8 protein-coding genes are annotated in these 22,176 nt (G+C 45.8%); 1 reads left to right on the forward strand and 7 read right to left on the reverse strand.

Annotated features, from left to right (window positions below; translation table 11 throughout):
• Positions 1 to 5: 5 nt before the first annotated feature.
• Both DW640_RS10570 and DW640_RS10575 read right to left on the reverse strand, forming a co-directional pair.
• Positions 6 to 3,311, reverse strand: coding sequence for a TonB-dependent receptor (locus DW640_RS10570; RefSeq protein WP_055229557.1), 3,306 nt, complete (start codon positions 3,309 to 3,311; stop codon positions 6 to 8).
• A gap of 36 nt (positions 3,312 to 3,347) precedes the next feature.
• A complete protein-coding gene (locus tag DW640_RS10575; protein ID WP_225637778.1) occupies positions 3,348 to 5,084 on the reverse strand; it encodes a DUF5010 domain-containing protein in 1,737 nt (578 codons plus the stop codon).
• Between the two features lie 680 nt (positions 5,085 to 5,764).
• Between DW640_RS10575 and DW640_RS10580 the strand changes: the two genes are divergently transcribed.
• Entirely contained in the window at positions 5,765 to 9,460 is a 3,696-nt protein-coding gene (locus DW640_RS10580) for a glycoside hydrolase family 2 (RefSeq protein ID WP_074858928.1), read from the forward strand.
• A 448-nt stretch (positions 9,461 to 9,908) separates the two neighbouring features.
• Here DW640_RS10580 and DW640_RS10585 read toward each other — a convergent pair whose 3' ends face one another.
• The 5 genes from DW640_RS10585 to DW640_RS10605 form a co-directional block, all read right to left on the reverse strand.
• Positions 9,909 to 12,968: a glycoside hydrolase N-terminal domain-containing protein gene (locus tag DW640_RS10585; RefSeq protein WP_074858932.1), complete on the reverse strand. Its 3,060-nt coding sequence runs from the start codon at positions 12,966 to 12,968 to the stop codon at positions 9,909 to 9,911.
• 214 nt (positions 12,969 to 13,182) lie between these two features.
• Positions 13,183 to 15,744 carry a glycoside hydrolase family 3 C-terminal domain-containing protein gene (locus DW640_RS10590; protein WP_117578069.1) on the reverse strand — a complete coding sequence of 854 codons (2,562 nt, stop codon included), beginning with the start codon at positions 15,742 to 15,744 and terminating at the stop codon, positions 13,183 to 13,185.
• Between the two features lie 25 nt (positions 15,745 to 15,769).
• The gene (locus DW640_RS10595; RefSeq protein ID WP_117578071.1) at positions 15,770 to 18,700 is read right to left on the reverse strand and encodes a glycoside hydrolase family 2 protein; all 2,931 of its coding nucleotides are present in this window, start codon (positions 18,698 to 18,700) and stop codon (positions 15,770 to 15,772) included.
• A gap of 22 nt (positions 18,701 to 18,722) precedes the next feature.
• Positions 18,723 to 20,420, reverse strand: coding sequence for a family 43 glycosylhydrolase (locus DW640_RS10600; protein WP_117578073.1), 1,698 nt, complete (start codon positions 20,418 to 20,420; stop codon positions 18,723 to 18,725).
• A gap of 34 nt (positions 20,421 to 20,454) precedes the next feature.
• Positions 20,455 to 22,173, reverse strand: coding sequence for a sialate O-acetylesterase (locus DW640_RS10605; protein WP_061473507.1), 1,719 nt, complete (start codon positions 22,171 to 22,173; stop codon positions 20,455 to 20,457).
• Between the last annotated feature and the right edge of the window lie 3 nt (positions 22,174 to 22,176).

The raw sequence follows: 22,176 nt of genomic DNA on the forward strand, positions 1-22,176 counted from the left end.
CGAATTTAAAAAGAAACTTTAATATCAAATCCATAGGTTGCGGAAGGCAGGTTGAAACCACGTTCGAAACCTTGTGCATTTCCTGTTGTACTCGTTGCCTGCGGATCCAGCCCGTGCGGTGTATTGGCAAACAGGGTAGCAATATTTCGTCCGACAGCCGCCACACGGAATGTCTGGAACGGAGTCTTTCTCAGCCATTTTTTCGGTAAATCGTAGCTGACAGTGATTTCACGCAACTTCACATAAGAAGCATCGTAGATGAAACGGGAAATATCACGAGAGGTATAGTGCATCCAATAGCGTTCGGGGGTACAATAACCCAATACTTGTTGTCCAGCCAGCCCTTCTACGTCTTCGTCATAACGGCAATTAGGAAGAACTACCCCTTTAGGACGTCCCCAGTCAGGATAAATCTGTCCGTTTGCAGTCGGTGTGTTGGCGTTCTGAGGACGCATGAAGCCATATCGCTCTTCGTCCGACTCACCCAAAATCTTTCTGGAGAAGAAATCCGCGTCACGACCTTCCAATGATTTGACGGATTGTCCGTCTACAGAACTCTGGATGGATGTCTGAGAGAAGAACTTACCACCCTTCTGGAAGTCGAACATGACAGAGAAGGAGAAATTACCCAAACGGAACACGTTGTTCCAGCCACCTCGCCAGTCAGCTTGTACACAGCCTAAATATTCATAGTCCTGTCCTTCTTTCGGCGACCCGTCGAGCTGACAAAGAATGTATCCTTCGGCATCGCGCTTAAATGTCTTCGCATAGATAGCACCGTAGGGCTTGCCTACTTCCGCATAAGACTTCACGTTGTACACACCGCTACCAATCTGTATCTTGTCGATACCTTCAGGCAATGATTCTACCATGGAATTGTTCTTTGACCAGTTGAAAATAGTTTTCCACTCGAAGTTCTTCACCTTCACCGGTACACCGCTCACGGAGATTTCCCAACCCTTATTGGATATTTTACCGGAGTTGATGATTACACGCTGATAATTGGATAAATAAGAAAGTTCCGACTCGACAATCTGATCACGAGTGTATTTGTCATAGTAAGTAACATCTGCTGTCAGGCGTCCGTCCAGCAAACGGACTTCCGCACCGATTTCTTTTGAGATGGTTGTTTCCGGTTTCAAGTTCGGATTCTTACGTACGGCGTCGCCCTGGAACCATGCCATGTCATTACGGAACAGACCTCCGTAGCTGTAACTGTTAATCAAACGGTCGAAACCGGCATCGTTACCCACGCGGGCAATAGAACCACGCAACTTGGCGAATGAGAATGTCTTGCTCTTCAGTTTGGGGAAGATTTCCGTCAACACGGCACTGGCACTACCGGAGGCATAGAAGTAAGAATTGTTAGCTTTCGGCAAAGAACTTGACCAGTCATTACGGAAAGTTCCGTCTAAAAACAAACCATGATATCCCAAAGACAACATACCGAATACGGACTGCTTCTCTTTCGCGTTCACACTTTCCGTCCCACTCAATATTGAGGCATTGTTGGACAATGACTTCACATCCGGAGCTGCCAATTGAGAAACCTGATTCCAGAGTTTATACCAGTCATTCTTTTGCATGGAAGTACCCAAGTTAGCACTGAGGCTGACCTTCTTGATATTGCGGTTATAAGAAATAACTCCTTCATAGTTGTAGTTGTTGGAGGCCTCACGGAAAGTTTCGTACTGTCCATCGATATCCCACATGGTATAATAATTATCGAACTTCCAACCGTTCTTGTTTGCCTTTTCCACACTGGCACGCAAACGGATATTCATTCCCTGAATCGGTTTGATATTAAGAGTCAGGTTACCACGGAAGTTATTACGGCCGTCACCATTGCTGATTTCGTTCAGCAGCCAGTAAGGATTGTAGAATCCGTTACCACGCGTGAAGGCTTCACCTGTCTCGCGCTTCCACGGCAGTAATTCCTCCATAACAACGTCACGCGGCATATTCATGATGGCACGCATCGGGTTACGGTTACTGTCACCTTTATAATCACGGTTATCGGCTGTTTCCAGCTGATAGTTAACGGAGATTTCACTGGACAGCCATTTAGCCAGATCCATATTCACACGCAGGTCAAATGTGTGACGCTTCATGTTATCGAAGTTCTTCAGCATTCCGTCGTAGTCGATACCCGTATAGTTGAAACGGATACCTGCTCCATTAAACACTTTATTGACCGAAACACTATGAGTCATGGCTACACCCATTTCGTACATATCCGTGATACCATCCTTATTAGGTACATAAGAACGTATCTGATTATTACGTCCCACCAGGTCAAAGCCTAACATCGGCAACCCCCATGAGCGTTGATTCGGATTTGCCCAGTTAAATACAAAAATACCATAAGGCAGGCTGGGGTCATAAGCATAACCGTTCTTTGAGTTGGAACCATAATAGTTGAATCCGTCACCCACACCGACAGCCGGAAGGCTGGCCGAACCATAAACATTCTGATAGGCAGGAAATTCACGCAAGAAAGTAAACTGCATATTGTAGCCATAAGAAACACCGAGTCCGGATTTCTTTGTAGCCTTACGGGTAGTGATCAGAATAACGCCATTGGCAGCATCAGATCCATACAAGGCAGCCGCATTGGCACCTTTCAAAACTTCGATTGATTCAATATCGTCCGGGCTGATAGCTGAAGCAGGATTACCGTAGTCCAGGTCTCCATCTTCTCCCATCGGGTTCATGATGGGCACACCGTCAATTACGTACAACGGCTGGTTATTTCCGGTCAAGGAGTTGTTACCACGAATTTCTACACGGGTAGAAGACAACGGACCGCCATTCGAGATAAAATTAACGCCCGAAACTTTACCGCTCAGGCTATTCAATAAGTTCGGGTCACGTGTATCCAGCAAAGATTCCGTGTCAATGGACTGACGGGCATATCCCAACGATTTGGATTCACGGCTGATACCCAATGCCGTAACCACGACATCGTTCAGTTCTTTGACATCCTCACTTAGAACGATGCGCAGCAGATCATTGTTTTTCAAGGTAGCCAGTCTGATAGTCTTTACAGCATAACCTATGAATCTTACATTCAGAATAGCATCTTTCGGCACATTGTTCAAGGTAAATTGTCCCTCCATATTTGTCGCAGTAGCTAAGTTTTGGTTTCCAACCACCGTAATATTAGCACCTGGAAGCGGATCACCAAACTCGTCAACAACGACTCCAGTGACCTTTCGGTTTTGCGCCGAAAGTGAAAGTGCGAAGAACGTGAGCAATACCATCAGGCACGTCCCTATCCTCCAGCTTCTTTTCAGATAAAGTTTCTCCATATTAGCTTAAGTTTATAATTAATAAATTTGTTCTTTTCATTTTTCTACAGTGATGGTGAAGTAGTTCAAATCAGGTTTACCCGCCACAATGTTCAGCACGGTACGGCGCCAGCCGTTCACATCGCTCTTCATGGTGAAAGCGTCGACAGTAACCCATTCGCCTCCGGTAGCAGGAAGTTCTACGACAGGACCTTGTCTTCTTTTCGTGCCTTCGCCAAAGTCAAAACGGATTTTAGCATCTTCTTTGGCAGCATAACATACCTTGACTGTAATATCTCCGGCAGCATAAGGCAGTTCTTTCCATTCCATCCACTCACCCGCCTCTGTGCTGGTGACGTACCATTCGGTGTTCTTATCCGGAGCCACACCGGCTATTTTGGCAACATCCAGACTTCCGGTACGGTATTGATTACCGCTATTCTTAGCAGATACATCGAAGAAGTAATCGCAGGCCTCCATTTCTACACGGAATGATTCGGCCCATGCCCGGCTGCTACTGTATTTACGGAGAATGTTCAGACGCTGATTGGGGAAGTCATAGTAAATGTTGTCGGTACTTCTCCAATAAGCAGCATTCTCGGCCATATCGGTAAAACCTTCCAGGAAGACCAGATCAGCACTCTTCGCAACCATATCGTCCAAAGCATCCGTCAAACGTTTGCCGTGATCTGCATCAAAAAACATACGGGTACCCGATTTATCATTGGTATAGAAAGCCGGAACAGCCACACCTACAGTTTTTCCATTGAAGGTACGTACCGTCCAGGAACTACGGGTGGGAGCCTGCTCAGCAGCAATAAACCAATCGTTCAGTGATTCTACGACTGATTCGTCCACCTCTTTATCACGGTCCTGAAAGGCTCTGTCGGCACAAATAAAGAGATCTTCGCCATAAGCCGACTTGAAGTCAGCATGAATCTTGTTCAGAATAGTCTTTAATTTGCCCTTACAGTCTATTTTCTTATTGCCCAATGCAGCATAGTCTACATTAAGGAAACCATTGATGCTCCACAAAAATAGGACAGGTTTGCCGTCTATGCGAAGAAGATACTTGTTATTGGCTTTATTCTCGCCATAAAAGTTATCGAAGGCCAGTTTTATATTGTAGTCCCATATATACTTATATATATCGTCCAAATTGTCCAGCGGATACATCACCTCTTCATCGGTCAGTCCCTTGTTTTGCTGAGTTTCGGCATTAATGAATGTAGCATAAGTCTGGTACAAATCAAAATTGCGGGCAGCCGCCCAAGAAGCCGGACAGTCATCGAAGATGGCAATCTTCAGATTTTCTTCATTCCGGCGCTGTAAAGCAGCAATGAAATCTTTGATACGGGTAGGATCACCATGATCTCTGTCATAAGCAGGATCAGTGTCGGCCTTCGGCAAGCGTCCGCGGCAATTGGGAGCTACATAATCCAAACCACTATACACCATCTCTTCCACCAGATTATCCCACCACTCTGTTTCCGTAGCTCCAAAAGACTTCACTTCGAAAAGCGGCTTATTATAAAAGGTTGTAGAACTTGTCCCGCCACTGGCAGCATCTTCTCCATTGCGGAGATTCTTCTGGAAGCTGAACAATGCACCCATCAGGAAATTATGTTCGGGAATGTTACTCTCTACCGCAGGAGCAGGAAGTATGAACGTCCCTTCTGTCGGTATAACCGGGTCCGGATTAGTCTCAGGAACAATAGTATTGTCCTCATCAGAACAGCTAACAATCATGGAAGCTAATACAAGCCCCATCGTGATTTTCAAATAATTTTTCACGGTCTCTTTTTTATATTATACATTTGCTATTTGTTACACCTCGAAAACACCCTTTTTATCTATTATTTAAGAAAGCGTCGACTGAACAAACTTAATATTTAAGGTTATTTTTGAGTTCTGATGCAAAGTAACAAGAGCCTGCTTAAGATTTTTTATAAAATACGATTAAACTCTGATTAATTTCTAATTAATTTTAAAACTAATACTATCTTCTTATAATTTTTCGCAATCTTAGGTATTAATTTCGGGAAAAGGGGGAAGTTTTATATCCTATAATATGCTGTCCATACCCTATTTATTTATCCAAATGAACATTCATTTCCTGCAAAAAGAAGAATATTTCAAGTAGAAAGGCTAAAAAGGGGAATAAGGCAAATACTATACAAACATAACACAAATCAGGAGATATCCAATTAGTAACTTATCCGATTATATAAGATGTGGATTTTTAGTATTACAATGGCGTTATTCCTGGTAGATTTTCAAAGCGCTCCCGTGATTATTTGCATAAATTCCGCATTTAAGGGATATTTAATAGTCAATTAAGCGAAAATTAAGCTCTCACTTAACTACCTGTCTCTATATTTGCCACATCATTTTTCGTGATCAAACTGTGAATTGCAGTCTTTGCCAAATCATAATTTTAAATACAATGAACTTTTAAACTACAAAATCATATCATGAATCAAATTAGCAAAGTATTTTTAGCTTGCGCCTGTAGCCTGTCCGGTCTGACAACGCAAGCCCAAGATCAAACCGTATGGAGCAATGATTTCTCCAATGCCTCCCAACCACTGAATACTGTGGGACGTGGTGTCTGCCGGGTGAACGATGGAGTATTTCATTCGCGCAGCGCTTATGCCCTCTTCGGCAATCCTGAGTGGAAAGATTATACCCTGTCTTTCAAGGCACGTGCCCCGAAAGACGCCGAACAGGTACAGATATGGGCAGGCTTCCGTACACATAACCGCTTTGACCGTTATGTGATAGGTATCAAAGGCGGGTTGCAAGACGATCTCTACCTGATGCGTACCGGATATATGGGTACAGACGAATTCATGGGAGTCCGTCCGCTGGGCTTTCACCCCGTGCCGGGAGAGTGGTACAAAGTGAAAGTGGAAGTATGCGGTAACCGTATCCGGGTTTTTGTAAACGACGAAAAGCTTCCTCATATTGATTTGGAAGATAAAAACAGCAATCTGGCTCCCACCGGTGAAGTAGCACTGGGAGGCGGATGGATAGATACGGAATTTGATGACCTCACTGTCACCCCATTGGCAGAAGACGCTCTCAAAGATGTCAAGGTTCAGGAGTATCGTATGGCACTCACCACACAGGAAAAGGAAAAGATACGCCGCGAAGAGCGGGCGCAATATACCTCCGTCAAACTGGATAAACTGACTGCCGACCGAACCGAACTATCGCTGGACGGAAACTGGCTGTTCATGCCCGACTACCAACTGAACGATAAGACGAAGGCTATCTCCATGCAGACTAACGACAACGACTGGCATATAATGCCTGTTCCCGCTTTCTGGAACCCTATCCGTATCTGGCTGCATGGAGAAACCATGCCATCGCCCACCGGTCCCCAACATAAAGGGGTATCGGACACCTACTACCAACAAGAAACCGACCGATGCGAGAACTATACGTTCAACTACCGGAAAACCGGTGCTGCCTGGTATCGCCAATGGCTGGAACTGCCCGCCGACGTGAAGGGAAAACAGCTGACTCTTTCATTCGACGCCGTATCCAAAATGGCGGAAGTATATATTAATGGTGAATCGGCAGGTTCCAACATCGGTATGTTCGGTGATTTCCAAGTAGACGCCACCCGATTCCTGCGTCCGGGACGCAACCTGATCGCAGTAAAAGTGACACGTGACATCAACGGAAAAGCCGCACAAACCAGTGACGCCATGGAAAACTACTATTCGTCAGTACGCAAGGAAGTGGAGGATAACCAGAACGACCAGCAGGCCAACAAAGCCGTATTGACAGACATCCCTCATGGATTCTATGGTGATAACCCTGCCGGTATATGGCAGCCCGTAAAACTCATTGTCAGCAACCCGCTGAAAGTAGAAGATATCTTTATCAAACCGGCTCTGGACGGTGCATCAATAGATGTCACCATCAAAAATCATGCGCCCAAAAAGAAAAACTTCGATATCCGTATAGATATTATAGACAAACAAACGGGGGAAACGTTGTACGGTGCACCTGTACGTAGCAAACTCTCATTAGCGACAAGCGCACAAGAAACATTTACCTGTGATATCAAAGGGCTGAAACCCAAACTTTGGGAACCTGCCACTCCTAATCTTTATGATTTTCGCGTGAGCCTGACGGAAGGAAAAAACAAAGTGACGGACTGCATCACCGTAACTTCGGGATTCCGCACGTTTGAAAGCAAAGATGGATTCCTTTATCTGAACGGCCGCAAATATTGGCTGCGTGGAGGTAACCATATTCCTTTCGCTCTCTGTCCCAATGATTCGCTCCTTGCAGACAAGTTCATGAAATTGATGAAAGAAGGTAATGTACAGTCTACCCGAACACATACCACCCCCTGGAACGAACTTTGGGTGTCGGCAGCAGACCGCAACGGTATCGCTATCAGCTTTGAGGGTACTTGGTCGTGGCTCATGATACACTCCACCCCGATACCGGACAAAGGTGTGCTGGATCTTTGGAGCAGTGAATGGCTGCGTGTGATGAAAAAGTACAGAAATCATCCTTCCGTATTCTTCTGGACTGTGAACAATGAAATGAAATTCTACGATCTGGATGCCGACACGGAACGTGCCAAGCAAAAATTCCGCATCGTATCCGATGTAGTGAAAGATATGAGAAAGACTGACCCGACACGTCCTGTATGTTTCGACTCCAACTATCTTCACAACAAAGCCAGCAAACGCTTTGGTGATGACTTTCTGAAAACAGTTGATGACGGAGATATTGATGACAACCATGCCTACTATAATTGGTATGACTATTCGGTATTCCGCTTCTTCAACGGAGAATTCCAGAAACAATTCAAGAGTCCCGGACGTCCGTTGATCAGCCAGGAAATGAGTACAGGTTATCCGAATGCTGAAACCGGTCATCCGACCCGCTCTTATCAGCTGATCCATCAGAATCCCTATTCATTAATTGGATATGAAGCATATGACTGGGGAGATCCCGCCAGTTTCCTTAATACACAATCGTTCATCACGGGAGAGTTGGCCGAAACCCTCCGTCGCACCAACGAACAGGCTTCGGGCATCATGCACTTTGCCTATATGACTTGGTTCCGCCAATGCTATGATCACCAGAATATACAACCGTATCCCACTTACTACGCTATGCAACGTGCTATGCAGCCCGTACTTGTCAGTGCGGAACTGTGGGGACGCAATCTTTATGCAGGTGAGAAGTTACATACACGTATCTATGTAGTAAATGATAATGAAGAAGGACGTGACTTAAAGCCTACGTCACTGGCATGGAGCATTGTAGACGAAACCAATAAGGTACTGGCTTCCGGCACGGAACAATTTCCGGCAGTGGAATATTATGGTCGTAAATACATCGAACCGAACATCCATATGCCTTCCAATTTACCGGCAGACAAGGTTAATGTAAAACTGAAACTCACTCTCACCGAAAGCGGAGTCACTTTATCCCAGAATGAATACGGATTATTAGTGGCACGCAAGGAATGGAATATCGGTCAAGTAACTGCCAGCAAGAAGATTCTTTTACTGGATAAAGATCATATGAAAGTTACCCTTGACTTCCTGGACATCGCCTGCCAGACAGTACCGTCTATCAAGGAACTACTGAATGCCAAGCAAAAAGCTAATCTCTGCATTATATCGGGCTTGAAAGAATGTACCGATGAAGAAGCAAGATTACTGCGTGAATATCAGTCAAAAGGCGGTCGGATTCTCTTCCTGAACAGCAAAGAGGCAGCACAAAAAGTCTATCCCGAATATATCACCGGATGGATTATTCCCACTGAGGGAGACATCGTGGTGATGGAACGGAATGATGCCCCTGTATTCGATGGAATCGGTGCACTGGAATTACGCTATTTCAATAACAACAAGCGTGAAATTCCACTAGCTTGCACCGCTACATTGAAAGCTATCCGCCACGAGAATGTGAAGGAACTCGCCGCCCAAATGAAGATCCATGCTTATATCGACGGTGGTAAGCCGGAGGAACGTATCGCACGTATCGAATCTATGCGCGGACTGACACTGCTACAGATAGCCGACAATAAAGGAAAGTCTCTCGTTTCAACTCTATGTACAGAAAAGGCAACCACTGATCCGATAGCAGGTAAACTGCTGGTAAACATGGTGAATGAATTATTGAAATAGGTATGTAATTAATATCATTGAGTGGAGTTTTTCCATTCTTCCTGCCCGTCTTCCCATTAGAGGAGACGGGCAGTTTTGTTTTTGATTATAATCGAAGTAATTAGCAAAGATGTTCTTACAATTGCAATCCCTGAGTTAATTCACAAAAGATAAGAAATAATAAAAACTTCCCAATTCAGTAGAATTCTTAGTGTCTTCATTGAGGACTGACTAAAAAGTCGGTAGTATCTCGAATCTCCTTTTTAGTCAATCTCAATGAAGATAGTTTCGACTTTTAATCAAACCCAAGAACGAGCCTTATCCAAACTATTCACATCTTTATTCTATTGAACATAGATTCAAACCAAAAGGCAACTGATTCATTGCGAATCAATTGCCTTTTGGTTTCAGTCGTTAATAGTTGTCTCTGGACAGACTACATTACCTCCTTATACACTTAGTTTTCTCTTTATAAAGAAGATACGTTTTTAATAATATACGTTTTACCCTTCACAGTAGCAAAAGAGATTTGATCATCAGCAAGTACCTTTACCTTCGCTCCGGAAACTTTCAGATCCTTTGCATTCGGATATTTAATCACACATTCCGCACCGGAATTAGAAAGAATCTCTACAGCTGTTATCTTCCCGTCAGTCCATGCCGCATCTACTTCAAAGTTTCCTCTCGCTTTCATTCCTTTGAATGAACCATCTTTCCATGCATCGGGCAAAGCGGGAAGCAATTCGATATATCCGCCCTGACTTTGCATCAGCATTTCTGCGATACCAGCCGTACAACCAAAGTTTCCATCAATCTGGAAAGGCGGATGCGCATCAAACAAATTAGTATATACACCGCCTACATGGCTTCCGGGAACAGTCAGTTTCATGGCACTTCTCAACAGTTTATGAGAACGATTGCCGTCATGCAGACGTGCCCAAAAGTTCAGTTTCCATGCTTTGCTCCACCCGGTTCCTTCGTCGCCGCGTGTATTCAGCGTCACTTTCATGGCATCTGCATATTTATCGTCCTGTTCGCTTCTTCCGATTACAATCTGCGAACCCGGATGCAACCAGAAAAGATGATTCGTATGCCGGTGCCCACCATCTCCGGTAACATCCTTCGTTACTTCATCTTTCCATTCCATAAACTGCCCACCCAAACCGATTTTCGGTCCGGAGAGTTTGCTCATAGCTGTTGCTATCTCTATGATTTCAGGGTCTTTGTCCCTTCCCAGTTCTTTGCTGGCTTTGATCATCATGTCGAACATTTCACAAATCATAGCCTGCGAAGTTGAACAGCCCAGTGAGAACTCGCCATGTTCGGGAGAGTGAGACGGGTTTGCTACCAGTGTACCGTCGCGTTCGTCTGTCCAAAGATTGTCTACCCAAAAAAGAGCAGCATCGAGCATTGTATCATAATACTTTTTCAAGAAGTCTTTATCAAGGTTGAACTGATAATACTCCCAAATATCCTGACACATCCATATTGCCCCTGCCGGAAAATGATGAGGCGTGCTTTTCTTGGCTGGTGCCGTATTGCCCCAGATATTATTCTCATGATGCGTCACCCAGCCGCGAACATTGCCGCCATCGGGTTTGCAATAATATTGTTGCGCTGTATACTTTCCACGAGGCACCAGACTTCTGACATACTCTACCATAGGCAGATGACACGGACTCAGATTGGTAGACTGTGTCGGCCAATAATTCATCTGTATATTGATATTCGTATGGTAATCGGCATTCCACGGATTGGAAAGTCTTTCACCCCATACTCCTTGCAAGTTGGCGGGCAAAGAACCTTCTCGTGAAGAAGATATCAAAAGATAACGGCCGAACTGGAAATACAGCATTTCAAGATACTGGTTTTCCTGTTCCGAGTTGGTATTCTCGTCCATACCTTTCAGCAAACTGTCCGTAGGAGCAACGGGTGCCTCCGGCAAGTTACCGAGATTCAGTCGCATTCTGTCGTATAACGAATGATAGTCTTTCTGGTGAGTAGCCAACAGAGCCGTGTACTTCTTATCAGCTACTTTATGCAGCATAGCCTGCACTTTTTCCAACGGATCTTCTTGAGAGAAATAATTGTAGGAGTCGTCCATGCACTGTACATAGTTTGTGGCGGCAGACATCAGAACGATTATTTCATCGGCATCCTCTACTTTCAGCTTCGTTCCGTCCACTACCGAAATCTTTCCTCCTTTATTCTTCACGACCAGTTGCTGCGCATATTTCAGTCCATTCTTCCAGGCATCCCCTACTCGCTTGTCTCCGCTGACCGGAGTCGGATATCCCGTCATGGTAATAGTATGACTGTCTGCCGTAATGGTTTTATCGGTATGCAGCGATTCAAGAGAAATGATGCGTGAAAGTTTTCCCTTCTTCGAATCTGAGGTGAGACGCATCACCATTACATTATCCGGATAACTCATAAAGTATTCGCGCTTAAAGGTGATTCCATTCTCCTTATACATCACCGTATGAATCGCATTATCTATATCAAGCGTACGGGTATAGTCGGAATAAGGCAGTTCGGTAGAGGCATCTATCGAGAGTTCCGCCAATTGCGGTTTCTGTTTGTTATCGATTAATTCTGTGATTTCGAGTTTGAAGAAGGTGTACTTGTCCGCCTTCAAAGGAAAAGACAGGGTCTTATTGCGACTCCCCTTTCCGTCCTTATCATCCCCCCAAAAAGTGCCGGACTGCTGATCCAGCAAGTCGTATGATTTTCCGTCTGTCGAACCGTAGAGTTTCCATGATTTCGGATCTCTGCCCGGCATATCATTGGCCGAGGTCAGACTATAGGAAACAGCCTTGGGAGCATGGGTATATGCCCACTTGATAACGCATGGCAGGCTTCCCGCACCGGAAAACCGGTCGTTATCGGCAAACCATTTGCTGGTAGTGCTCTGATCGAAAAGGCTGCCTATCGACTGACTTTGATTCTTTGTATTGTCATAATTGGTCTGCACTGCTTCTTTTATCAAGACGGGAATGGGAGGATTGACAGTTTCTACAATGATATTGCTCAATGTCTGGAAAGAACCGAAATGCTCCTTTGTTCCTGCCAGATTATCAATCAGATTCCGCAATTCTGTGCCGCCACCGTCTCCATCGTAGTTATGGGTAATCAGCTTTCCATTTTCATCTATATATGCAGAACGGTTTGCCGTAAAGTCGTTCATCTTCTGTTGCAACATCACCCGCGCCTTGTGGAGATAATCCTTGTTCACTTCCGGAGTTCTCAGATGTCCTCCATTGTAAGACGAATCTTCACCGGGGCCTCCCGACCACAAGGTATGTTCGTTTGTCTGGATGACATCTACATAGACGTCACCAAAAATCATGGCTCCCATATAACCATTACCGATGGGCAGGGCTTCACTTTCCCAGTTTTTGGCAGGCTTATTATAAGTTGCCTTCAAGGTCGGCTGATAAGGCTGTTCGGAGCAAGCCGTCATCGTAGTTCCTGCCACAAAGCTAAGTAGAAATAATACATCTGCAAAACGCAAATACTTGTTTCTCATAATACTAAATTTTAAGAAGTAATGCCTTAAGATTGCCCCATACTGTGTCATGCTTGTGCCACCCTATTGGCACAACTGTGCCAAAGGCTTGGCATAACAGTGCCAGTGCGGTGGCACAACTGTGCCAATAGGGTGGCACAGACTGTGCAATCAGAAGGCATTACCTCAGTGAATATAATCTTAATCTTCTTTCCGGTTCAAATTTAAATAAAGTCTATAAATCAATGACTGTTTGCAGACGAATATCTTTGGAAGAAGCGCCAACCATTATGTCAAATGCCCCTTTGGGTACTACAAACTGTCCTTTTTCTACATCCCAATAGCGAAGTTGCTCTTTATTCAACTTAATCTCTACCCGACGACTTTCTCCTGATTTCAAAGGAACACGACGGAATCCCTTCAATTCTTTCAAAGGTACAATTCCTCCGGTATCCGGTATCCGCACATAAACCTGAGCAACCTCATCGCCATTTCTCTTACCGGTATTCTTTAACCGGAATGAAACAGTGACTTCACCAGCCCCGTCTTTTACTTGCAGATCGCTGTATGTAAAAGAAGAGTAACTCAGTCCGTAGCCGAACGGATAAAGGACATCTCCTTTGAAATATTTATAAGTACGCCCTTTGGTTATATCATAATCATCAAACGGAGGCAGTTCATCCAAAGACTTGTAGTAGGTGAGCGGCAGACGTCCGGCAGGATTATAATCACCGAACAATACCTCGGCAACAGCGGTTCCTCCCTGTTCACCCGGATACCAGGCATTCACAATGGCAGGAACATGCTCGTCCATCCAGTTAACAGCCAATGAACTGCCTGCTACCAAAACAACAATTATGTTGGGATTCACTTTATAGATTTCCTGCAGAAACTCTCTCTGATCTGCCGGAAGCTGAATATCATACCGGTCCTGTCCTTCACGCTCTATCGATTTATTGATACCCATCACAGCAACTACCGTTTCACATTCGCGAACCGCTTTCCCGGCTTCTCCGTACAAATCGAGACGAGTTGCCTTGCCTATCTGCGGAACTTTCCATTGCAACTTTGCAATGGCATAATCCCGGTTATCATAATATTCCGCTTTCAACTGGTATTCTTTTCCCGCTTCGAGATAAATGGAAGCGGAATCCGTAGATACGGCATGTGCCTGCCACGCATCAATCAGCATCTGATTATCAATGCTCAGGCGGCAACCGTCATCGGATGTAAAGCTGAAAGTATAGCGACCGGAAACGGTCGGTTTCAACTTTCCCGTCCAACGGACAGACAACGGAGATTTGGGCAGGAACGGATCGGGAGCCTGATTGGCAGGTTCAAAGTTGATCCAACTCTCCTTACGCACTCTCGGTGTACCTTCGAGGCGGGTATTGTCAAAATACTCAGCTTGCAGTCCTTCCGGGAAGTTCTCTCCCTGAATAAGTTCCAGCCCATCGGCAGCCGATTTCCAGGGAGCATAGACGACTTTCACCCGATCGCCCACCCTGTTTCTGATACCTTGTAGTATGGAAACCGGTTCTACTACCGGAGCGCCGCTGTAATCGCCAAATTCACATTTGCCGGCATTGATGCCGACTACTGCGATCGATTTCAGTTTGTCAGCATTCAGCGGAAGCCTGTTTTTCTGATTCTTCAGTAAAACGATACATTGGCGGGCAGCGTCCAGAGCTATCTGCTGATGTTCTTTCGAACCGATCACTGACGGAGAGATTTTAGTATACGGATTTCGCTCCCCGCTATCAAAAAGTCCCAGTTTCATGCGGGCCGTCAGCACATGACAGGCGGCGGAGTCAATATCGGCATCCGATACCATATATTGTTTGTAAGCATTCAATAAAGGGCCGTCATATACATCATCACCGCATTCAAGGTCGAGTCCCGCCTTGATGGATAAAGTGGCGGCCGCCTCCTTCGTCTTTACATATTTATGGGCATTGACCAGCAAGGCAGGTCCGCCACAATCGGAAACGACATATCCCTGAAATCCCCAGTCCTGACGCAACACCTTTTGCAGCAGCCACGGATTCAGCGTGCAGGGCACATCATTCAGCGCATTATAGGCGGACATGATGGAAGCGGCTTTTCCTTCCTTCACACACATTTCGAAAGCAGGAAAGTAATATTCACGCAATTGTTTCTCCGATATCTGTGGATTGCAGACAAAGCGATTATGCTCTTCGTTGTTGGCGGCAAAATGCTTGGGAGTAGAAACGATTTTCAGGTAATGCGGATCATCTCCTTGCAGTCCGTTCACAAAGGCTGTTCCCATTATTCCACTCAGGAAAGGGTCTTCTCCATACGTTTCCGGTGTCCGTCCCCAACGCGGGTCACGTGCCATGTTCACAGTAGGCGACCAGAAAGTCAGCACATCGCTGAATTGTTCTTTCTGTTCTCTTCCCTGATCCAGCTCGTTCCAACGGGCACGTGCCTCATCCGAGATTACTGTAGCGACCCTTTTCTGCAACTCCGGATTCCAGGTAGCTGCCAGTCCGATGGCTTGTGGAAATACGGTGAAACGTCCGGGACGTACTACTCCATGCAATGCTTCATTGCCATGATAGTACTTATCGATACCCAAACGGGGAATACCGGGAGAAGTGGCACGAAGCAAACTGATCTTCTCTTCCACCGTCAAACGGGAAATCAAATCCATTACCCGTTCATGTACAGGCGCATTTTCATTCTTGTATAGCTCCTGTGCGTGAACGAACGAACAAGACAAGGCTGACAACACACCTGTCAACAAAATCTTTTTATACCTTTTCATCATGATCATTTTTCTATCCTATTATCTGTTTTTATTAATCTACCGGACCATCCATCAACAAGTCATGTTTCTTCTCCTTTACCCCGTGAGACTTGAAACCGCCTCCGTCTGTCGCAATGCCCATTACATGGAACATCGAGTTCCAGAAGGCAGTTGTTTCTTTCGTCTGCAAGCGATAATCTATGACTGACAGAACCAAATCTGTCTTATCCTGCAACGGATATGTGATCAAAGCTGCTCCTTCCGGCTTTTGTAATGCTTCATACAAGACGACCTGAGCGCATTTCCAGTGTTCGGGAGAAGTATTAAATAAATTCCAGTCCGTGCGGGAAGCTTTTAATATGACATTGCCTTTTTCCACCAATGCTCCCGCCAGCCCTTGCTTCAAGATGTAACGGTCTCCTTCCATTTCACCGAAATATAGATCGGGAAGTTCAAAATAGTTTCCCCAGTAAGTACTTCTGTTCATCTCCAAAGCAGTGGCTTTACGTTTCGTCAGCCTGACTTCATCGGGCAACCATCGGCAGAAGTCCGCACTCAACTTCTCTCCGCTGCCCAATGCCAGCAACATACCGCCCTTCTTCCTCCATTTTTTCAAAGCGGATTGTAATCCTTGCAAATCTGCCGTTGTCACTTGTTCCGCATCTACTATCCATAGGTTTGCTTTTCCCGGATTCTCTGTTAATGAAATACCGGATTCAGTCAGGAAACGGATTAAATCCGGATTCGCCTTTCCGGCTAAATATGCAACAGCATAGACAGGGGAAGGTAATTCCGGTTTCACAGGATGTTTTACTTCTTTGAATGCAGTCCATTCGCCACCGTTCAATGCCGCTTTCAGTGCATTAAACATCGGAAGCGGTTTATATAAAGGAAGCGAACTGTCCAATCCCGGATTAAAAGTGGTTACATAAGGAGGGATACGTTCATATTGATATCCCGGTTTGCCTTCTTCATACGGTTTGCCGGCAAAGATTCCATCCGACAGATTCGGAAGGCGGCTAAAATCATGGTATCCCAGATTCATGTGCTCCAAGCCGAACCAACATACTTCCGAAGGAGAATAATACGCCAGATAAGGAATGGCCATCTGTTTCACATTCTGAAAGACATCGATTGCCAATGCTTCACTGCGCCCTTCATAAGACAAATAGGCTTTCTCTCCGACAAAAGGATATAGCTGATGAGGACGCCCGTAATAAGTTGCCCCGGATTCACCTACGATCAAAGGTTTATTCAGTCCTTTGGGTAAATCGTCCAGTTTCAGACCATGAGAAAAGTGTTTGCTCCATACAGGCAGACGTCCGTCCATATCGCGATCACCGTCCAACGTCAGAAAGTCACGGGTCGGATCAAACTGACGGGCACTTCCTGTCAGTTCCACCAGTTTGTCATCCCAAACGGCGGCGACCTCCTTTGCCGGCTTATTCAATAAAGCGATAGCAAACATTTCATTCCCCGCGCTCCATCCTATGACCGAGGGATGGTTACGGTCGCGCATGATCAGACGTTCCAAATGCTTATGTGAACGCTGCCATGTTACGTCTTCTTCAAGATTCAGACGAATGGAACTACCGAACAAAGCCGTTTCATCCAGTACCATCAATCCCATTTCATCTGCCAATTCATAGTAAACACGCGGCCAGGGCTGCGCGTGCGGGCGAACCGCATTTCCACCAAAGTCCTTGATCATCTGATACCACGCATAAGCAAAGCGTCGCGAACAGATATAAGCACTAAATGGATGCTGGATATCTCCGAAACACTGTATTTTCTTTCCGTTCAGCTGAAATTCATCGCCGACAATCTTAAACTGTCTCCATCCGAAACGGGTTGCCTTGCAGTCATAGACCTGCTTCTTTCCGTTTACGGTCAACAGCAGAGTATATAAGTCCGGAGTATCCGGAGTCCAGAATTTCAATCGATGATCCGGATGTTGAGTAATAACAACTTTCTTCTTCTCTCCTTTTTGAAGCGTAACAGTAGTAACAGGCATGGTAAGCGCCGTGCTCCCCAACGTCCATTTTATCTCCGGAGCTGTCAGAATATCCTTTCCTGCCTGGTTCACCCATTCCCGGACTTCGCCATTCAATGTCAGGCTCGCCTTTTCCGGTGAAAGATTTATCAATTCTACTTCTACCTTCAGCTCATTCTTATCTACCCACGGTTGTACAAATACATCCGTAATCCGTATCTCAGGCACAGCAAACATATATACATCCTGCCAGATACCCAATAAATAATCAGTATTGGAACCGGTAGGATAAGTCGCTCCCATTTTCTGATAGACGGGATGCGACTTGTCGAATAACTTGGTATCTCTTACTCCAACCAACAGCTCATTCTCACCTTCACGATTCACATACGCTGTAATATCCGCCTCAAAAGGAAGATGAGCATCAAAGTTCCGGCAAATCTCTTTTCCATTCACCTGTATCACACAATCTCCCGCAACAGCTTCGAAATGAAGCAGAATCCGCTTTTGCTCCCAATCCGCAGGAATCCGGAAGTTACGGCGCAGCCACCCCATACGGGTATGTACCCAATGTTCGGGATAACTTGGAAAGTAGACTGATCCCGGCGCATACGGACGTTGTGTTCCTTCACCGACCTTACTGCCTCTTCCCCAGTCATTCACATTGATTGCAGAAGGTATTTTGATCTTTACTTTCTCCCACTGGTCCGGTTTGGGGGCAGACAGTTCCGGAGCTATTCCCGAACCGCTTTTCCATGAAGAAAGGACTGCAACACATTGTAAATCCCAAAATCCGTTCAGGCAGACTTCATCCCGATACGGCTTTTCCTGTGGAATAACCAAGCCTTCCGCCGGAGAGAAATCACGGTCGAACACCACTGCCCGGTTTTGTGCCGTCATCGTCTCAGAAAGTAATCCGCCAACAATGAACAAACCACATCTAAAACTCTGCAAAACGATTCTCCGTATACTGCTTCTATCTTTCTTCATGCTCAACCCTCCTTTCAATCAATCAATTACCATTCTCATTAAATGCCTTTATAGAGAAATAATATTCCGAATCCCTGTTGAAGTAACGGGCCTCATACTGATTATCGTATACCGTCACTGAATGCGTTAACTTGTCTTTCTGCGTTCCCCATTGCAGGATATATCCGGTAGCCCCTGTCTGAGCATCCCATGTAAAACGGTAAATTCTCCGGTCACTGTCATCCCGTATCGCCCGAAAACCGGTCACTGCGGACGGTGCAGTCCCTTCCCCCTTACCGAATATGCGGAAACCGGACAAAGAAAAACATCCTTCCAGCTCTTTCGAATTACTGATTCGCAGATATCTGAGTTTTGCAGGCTTATCTAACGTGAAAAGACGATGAGGCTCATCTTTCTTATTCTCTCTTTCATCAACGAGATTCATCCACTCCTTTCCATCTGCCGAACCTTCTATCAAGAACTGATAAACAACAGGAGGATGAGGTGCAAATACTTTAAAATGATGATCGGCAAAGTTCACGTGTATCGCATTGACCGTCACCGGAGTTTCCATGTCAATCTGAAGCCATTCTCCCTTCTTTCCGGTTTGAGCGGCCCACCAGGTTTCGATTTGTTCATCATTGGCTTTGTCCGGTTCATAGCCGGGAAGAGAGGAGGAATCGGAAACAGGTTTCCGGAAAGAAAGCAGATTCCATCCCATACTCAGATCGGTCTTATTGAAGTCCACCTTTTTGTCGGGTATATAGAAAGGATAATCCGACCAGGCTGTATGGGCATACATTCCGTTGCGGGCAGAGATTGCTACCGGAAAAAGTCCCAGTCTCCGTTCAAAAGAATGGCGAACGGAGATTGTCATAGATGCTATATGCCAGTAGTTGCCATACTTATCCTGAAAGGTATGGCCATGCCCTGCCCCACCGATAAATCCGCCCGGCTTAAAGGAGAATGGATTATCTTCCATATATTCAAAAGGTCCCAACGGGTTATCTCCTACATAAATCCCGTCACCATAGATGCGATACTGAGTACCCGGAGCTGCATACTGCAAATAATAACGTCCTTCATATTTCAGCATACAAGGTCCTTCATTCCATCCCTGACGCGGCTCTTCATTATTCTTTCCGGGCACTTCCCATCCATATTTATCTCCGTGGTGTTCGATCAACGCTCTGGCTTCTCCAATGGCACGGAAACCGTCTTTCGGATCTACTTCCACGCCCATGATAGGATCTTTATCCGAGCATCCCCAATACATATACACTTTCCCATCATCGTCTCTATAGAAAGCCGGATCATGAAGCCGGTAAGTCAGCTTCGTATCTACCGGTTCCCACGCATCCTTTTCAGGATGGGCACTCTTGAATATCTGAGTTTTACCGCTGGAAGTGGTAAAGTACAGCGTATCTCCGACAGGAAGAATGGTAGGAGCATAATCCTCCAGAGTCGGTATGGTAGTGCAGGGAATGTATTCCCAATCCGCTAAATCTTCAGAACGCCAGTAACCTCCGGACTTGGAAGCAAACAGATAGTAATATCCTTTAAAGTATTCCAAGACCGGATCGGCGGCTTCGCGACGCGATTCGTCTTTCGGCTGGAAACGATAGTTCAGGTTGATCGGATTCGTTACAATCCGATGCCGGGGCATTCGTTTCTCTGATGAGCAGGAAGCGATACATCCTGCCAATACGCTTGCCATTAATAGGGAAGTAGCTCTTTTCATGGTGTTTTTCTGTTTATTAGTTCGCCGGTTCGTGTTATTTATCCCAGCTATCCGTACGGAAAGGAGATGCCGGCAAGCCTTTCTCATTATACAGGTTACAACGGGGGCTATTGGAAAATCCGTAACGTACGGCCACAGGTACAGCCACTTCACTGCTGGACACAATCACCTTATTTCCTTCAATCACCGCATCCGCCCATACAAACTTACGGTCCGCTCCCGCAATGCCGAAGCCTGTCAGCTTCGTCGGTTTCGGATGAGGCGGTTTTCCTGCCGGAATGTACGGAGAAGTTCCCATCACCAGTTTTTTACCCTGATTGGTAAACTCCAGAATGATCTTATTTCCTTTCACAGACATCTTTTTATAAAGAGGTCCCATGCCGACAATTTTCTCTCCGTACGCCAGTTTCCGGGCAGCAAGAGCCAGCCGGTGTCCGACATCGTATTTATCTACCGGATGCAAATCGAAAGGATCTCCTACATCGATTGTCACAGCCATTGCCGTGTTGGGCAGATTCAAGGCCTTCAGCTGTCCTTCCCGTACCCAGCGCCAGCCGTTTCCTTCGACAGACGGCTCGGGATCTACCGGTTCGAAATTGGGAAGCTGCACATATACGAAAGGAAAATCACCGATTCCCCATTTCTCTCTCCAATCCGTAATCATCCGGGAGAACAAGGTAGCATATTCTTTTCCAGAGCCGCCGGAGTTAAATTCTCCCTGATACCAGATGACTCCCTTTATACTCAAAGGGATTAAAGGAGAAATCATTGCGTTAAACAGATTGGACGGACCGTTATTTCCCCCATTCGGTTTACGCGGATTGGGCGGACGGGGAACTCTGGGCTGTGGTTTGGGAGGAGCCGGCTTTCCTGCTGCTTGTGCTGCCTGCACAGCTATCGCCCATTCTTTTTGTGCCTGATTCCATTCTTTTCCTACGGTCTTATCCCATTCCCTTACCGCTTCATCAAATTCTTTCTGTTTCTGTGGATAAGTGGCGAGTATTTCCGGATTATCTTTCACATTCTTCTCATACGCAGCTACATAGTGAGCCAAAGCCGGTTCTTGTTTCAATCCGGAAAGGCTGGTCCAGGCTTCTGCACGCGTACCTCCCCATGCGGACTGGATAACTCCCAACGGGCGTCCGTTTGCAGCACGCATATCACGTGCAAAGTAATAAGCTGTTGCCGAAAAGCCTTGTCCATTGATCTTAGCCAACATCTCCGGTGTACAAAGCACCCATCTGGCAGCCCGTTCGGGGTTAGATGTTCCCTGAGGAACTTCAATATCGGTCAATGGCTCTAACGACGTATTCTTGGGAACAAAGAACAAACGCAGCAAAGGATCTTCCGAAGCGGCTATATCGTCAGCATATTCTTTTCTTACCTTCATTCCCCATTCCATATTCGATTGTCCAGAAGCAACCCATACATCGCCTACCAACACATCCGAGTAGACAAGTTTGTTCTTACCGGCAATCGTCAGAGTCTGCCCTTCTTTCTTTGTTTTTATCGGTTTCAGGTTCACTCTCCATGTTCCGTCAGTGTCAGCAGTCGTTTTCACTTTCTGTCCGGCAAAGACTACCTCTACGGTTTCTCCGGCATCAGCCCATCCAAAGATGGCAATCTTTGTGTCTTGCTGCAACACCATGTGATCACCGAAGATCAGCGGCATCCGTACATCGGCTTTCATCTTTGTCAGCCCAAAGCTTACGGACAACAAGAATATCCATGATATGAAAAGAAGTCGTTTCATTTT

It is taken from the genome of Bacteroides sp. AM23-12 (assembly GCF_003434395.1).
GTDB lineage: Bacteria > Bacteroidota > Bacteroidia > Bacteroidales > Bacteroidaceae > Bacteroides > Bacteroides thetaiotaomicron.

What these genes read in the sequence shown, in the direction of transcription:
- DW640_RS10570 (WP_055229557.1), bottom strand. Translation starts at nt 3,311, where the DNA reads ATGGAGAAACTTTATCTGAAAAGAAGCTGGAGGATAGGGACGTGCCTG.
- DW640_RS10585 (WP_074858932.1), bottom strand. Translation starts at nt 12,968, where the DNA reads ATGAGAAACAAGTATTTGCGTTTTGCAGATGTATTATTTCTACTTAGC.
- DW640_RS10595 (WP_117578071.1), bottom strand. Translation starts at nt 18,700, where the DNA reads ATGAAGAAAGATAGAAGCAGTATACGGAGAATCGTTTTGCAGAGTTTT.
- DW640_RS10580 (WP_074858928.1), top strand. Translation starts at nt 5,765, where the DNA reads ATGAATCAAATTAGCAAAGTATTTTTAGCTTGCGCCTGTAGCCTGTCC.
- DW640_RS10605 (WP_061473507.1), bottom strand. Translation starts at nt 22,173, where the DNA reads ATGAAACGACTTCTTTTCATATCATGGATATTCTTGTTGTCCGTAAGC.
- DW640_RS10600 (WP_117578073.1), bottom strand. Translation starts at nt 20,420, where the DNA reads ATGAAAAGAGCTACTTCCCTATTAATGGCAAGCGTATTGGCAGGATGT.
- DW640_RS10590 (WP_117578069.1), bottom strand. Translation starts at nt 15,744, where the DNA reads ATGATCATGATGAAAAGGTATAAAAAGATTTTGTTGACAGGTGTGTTG.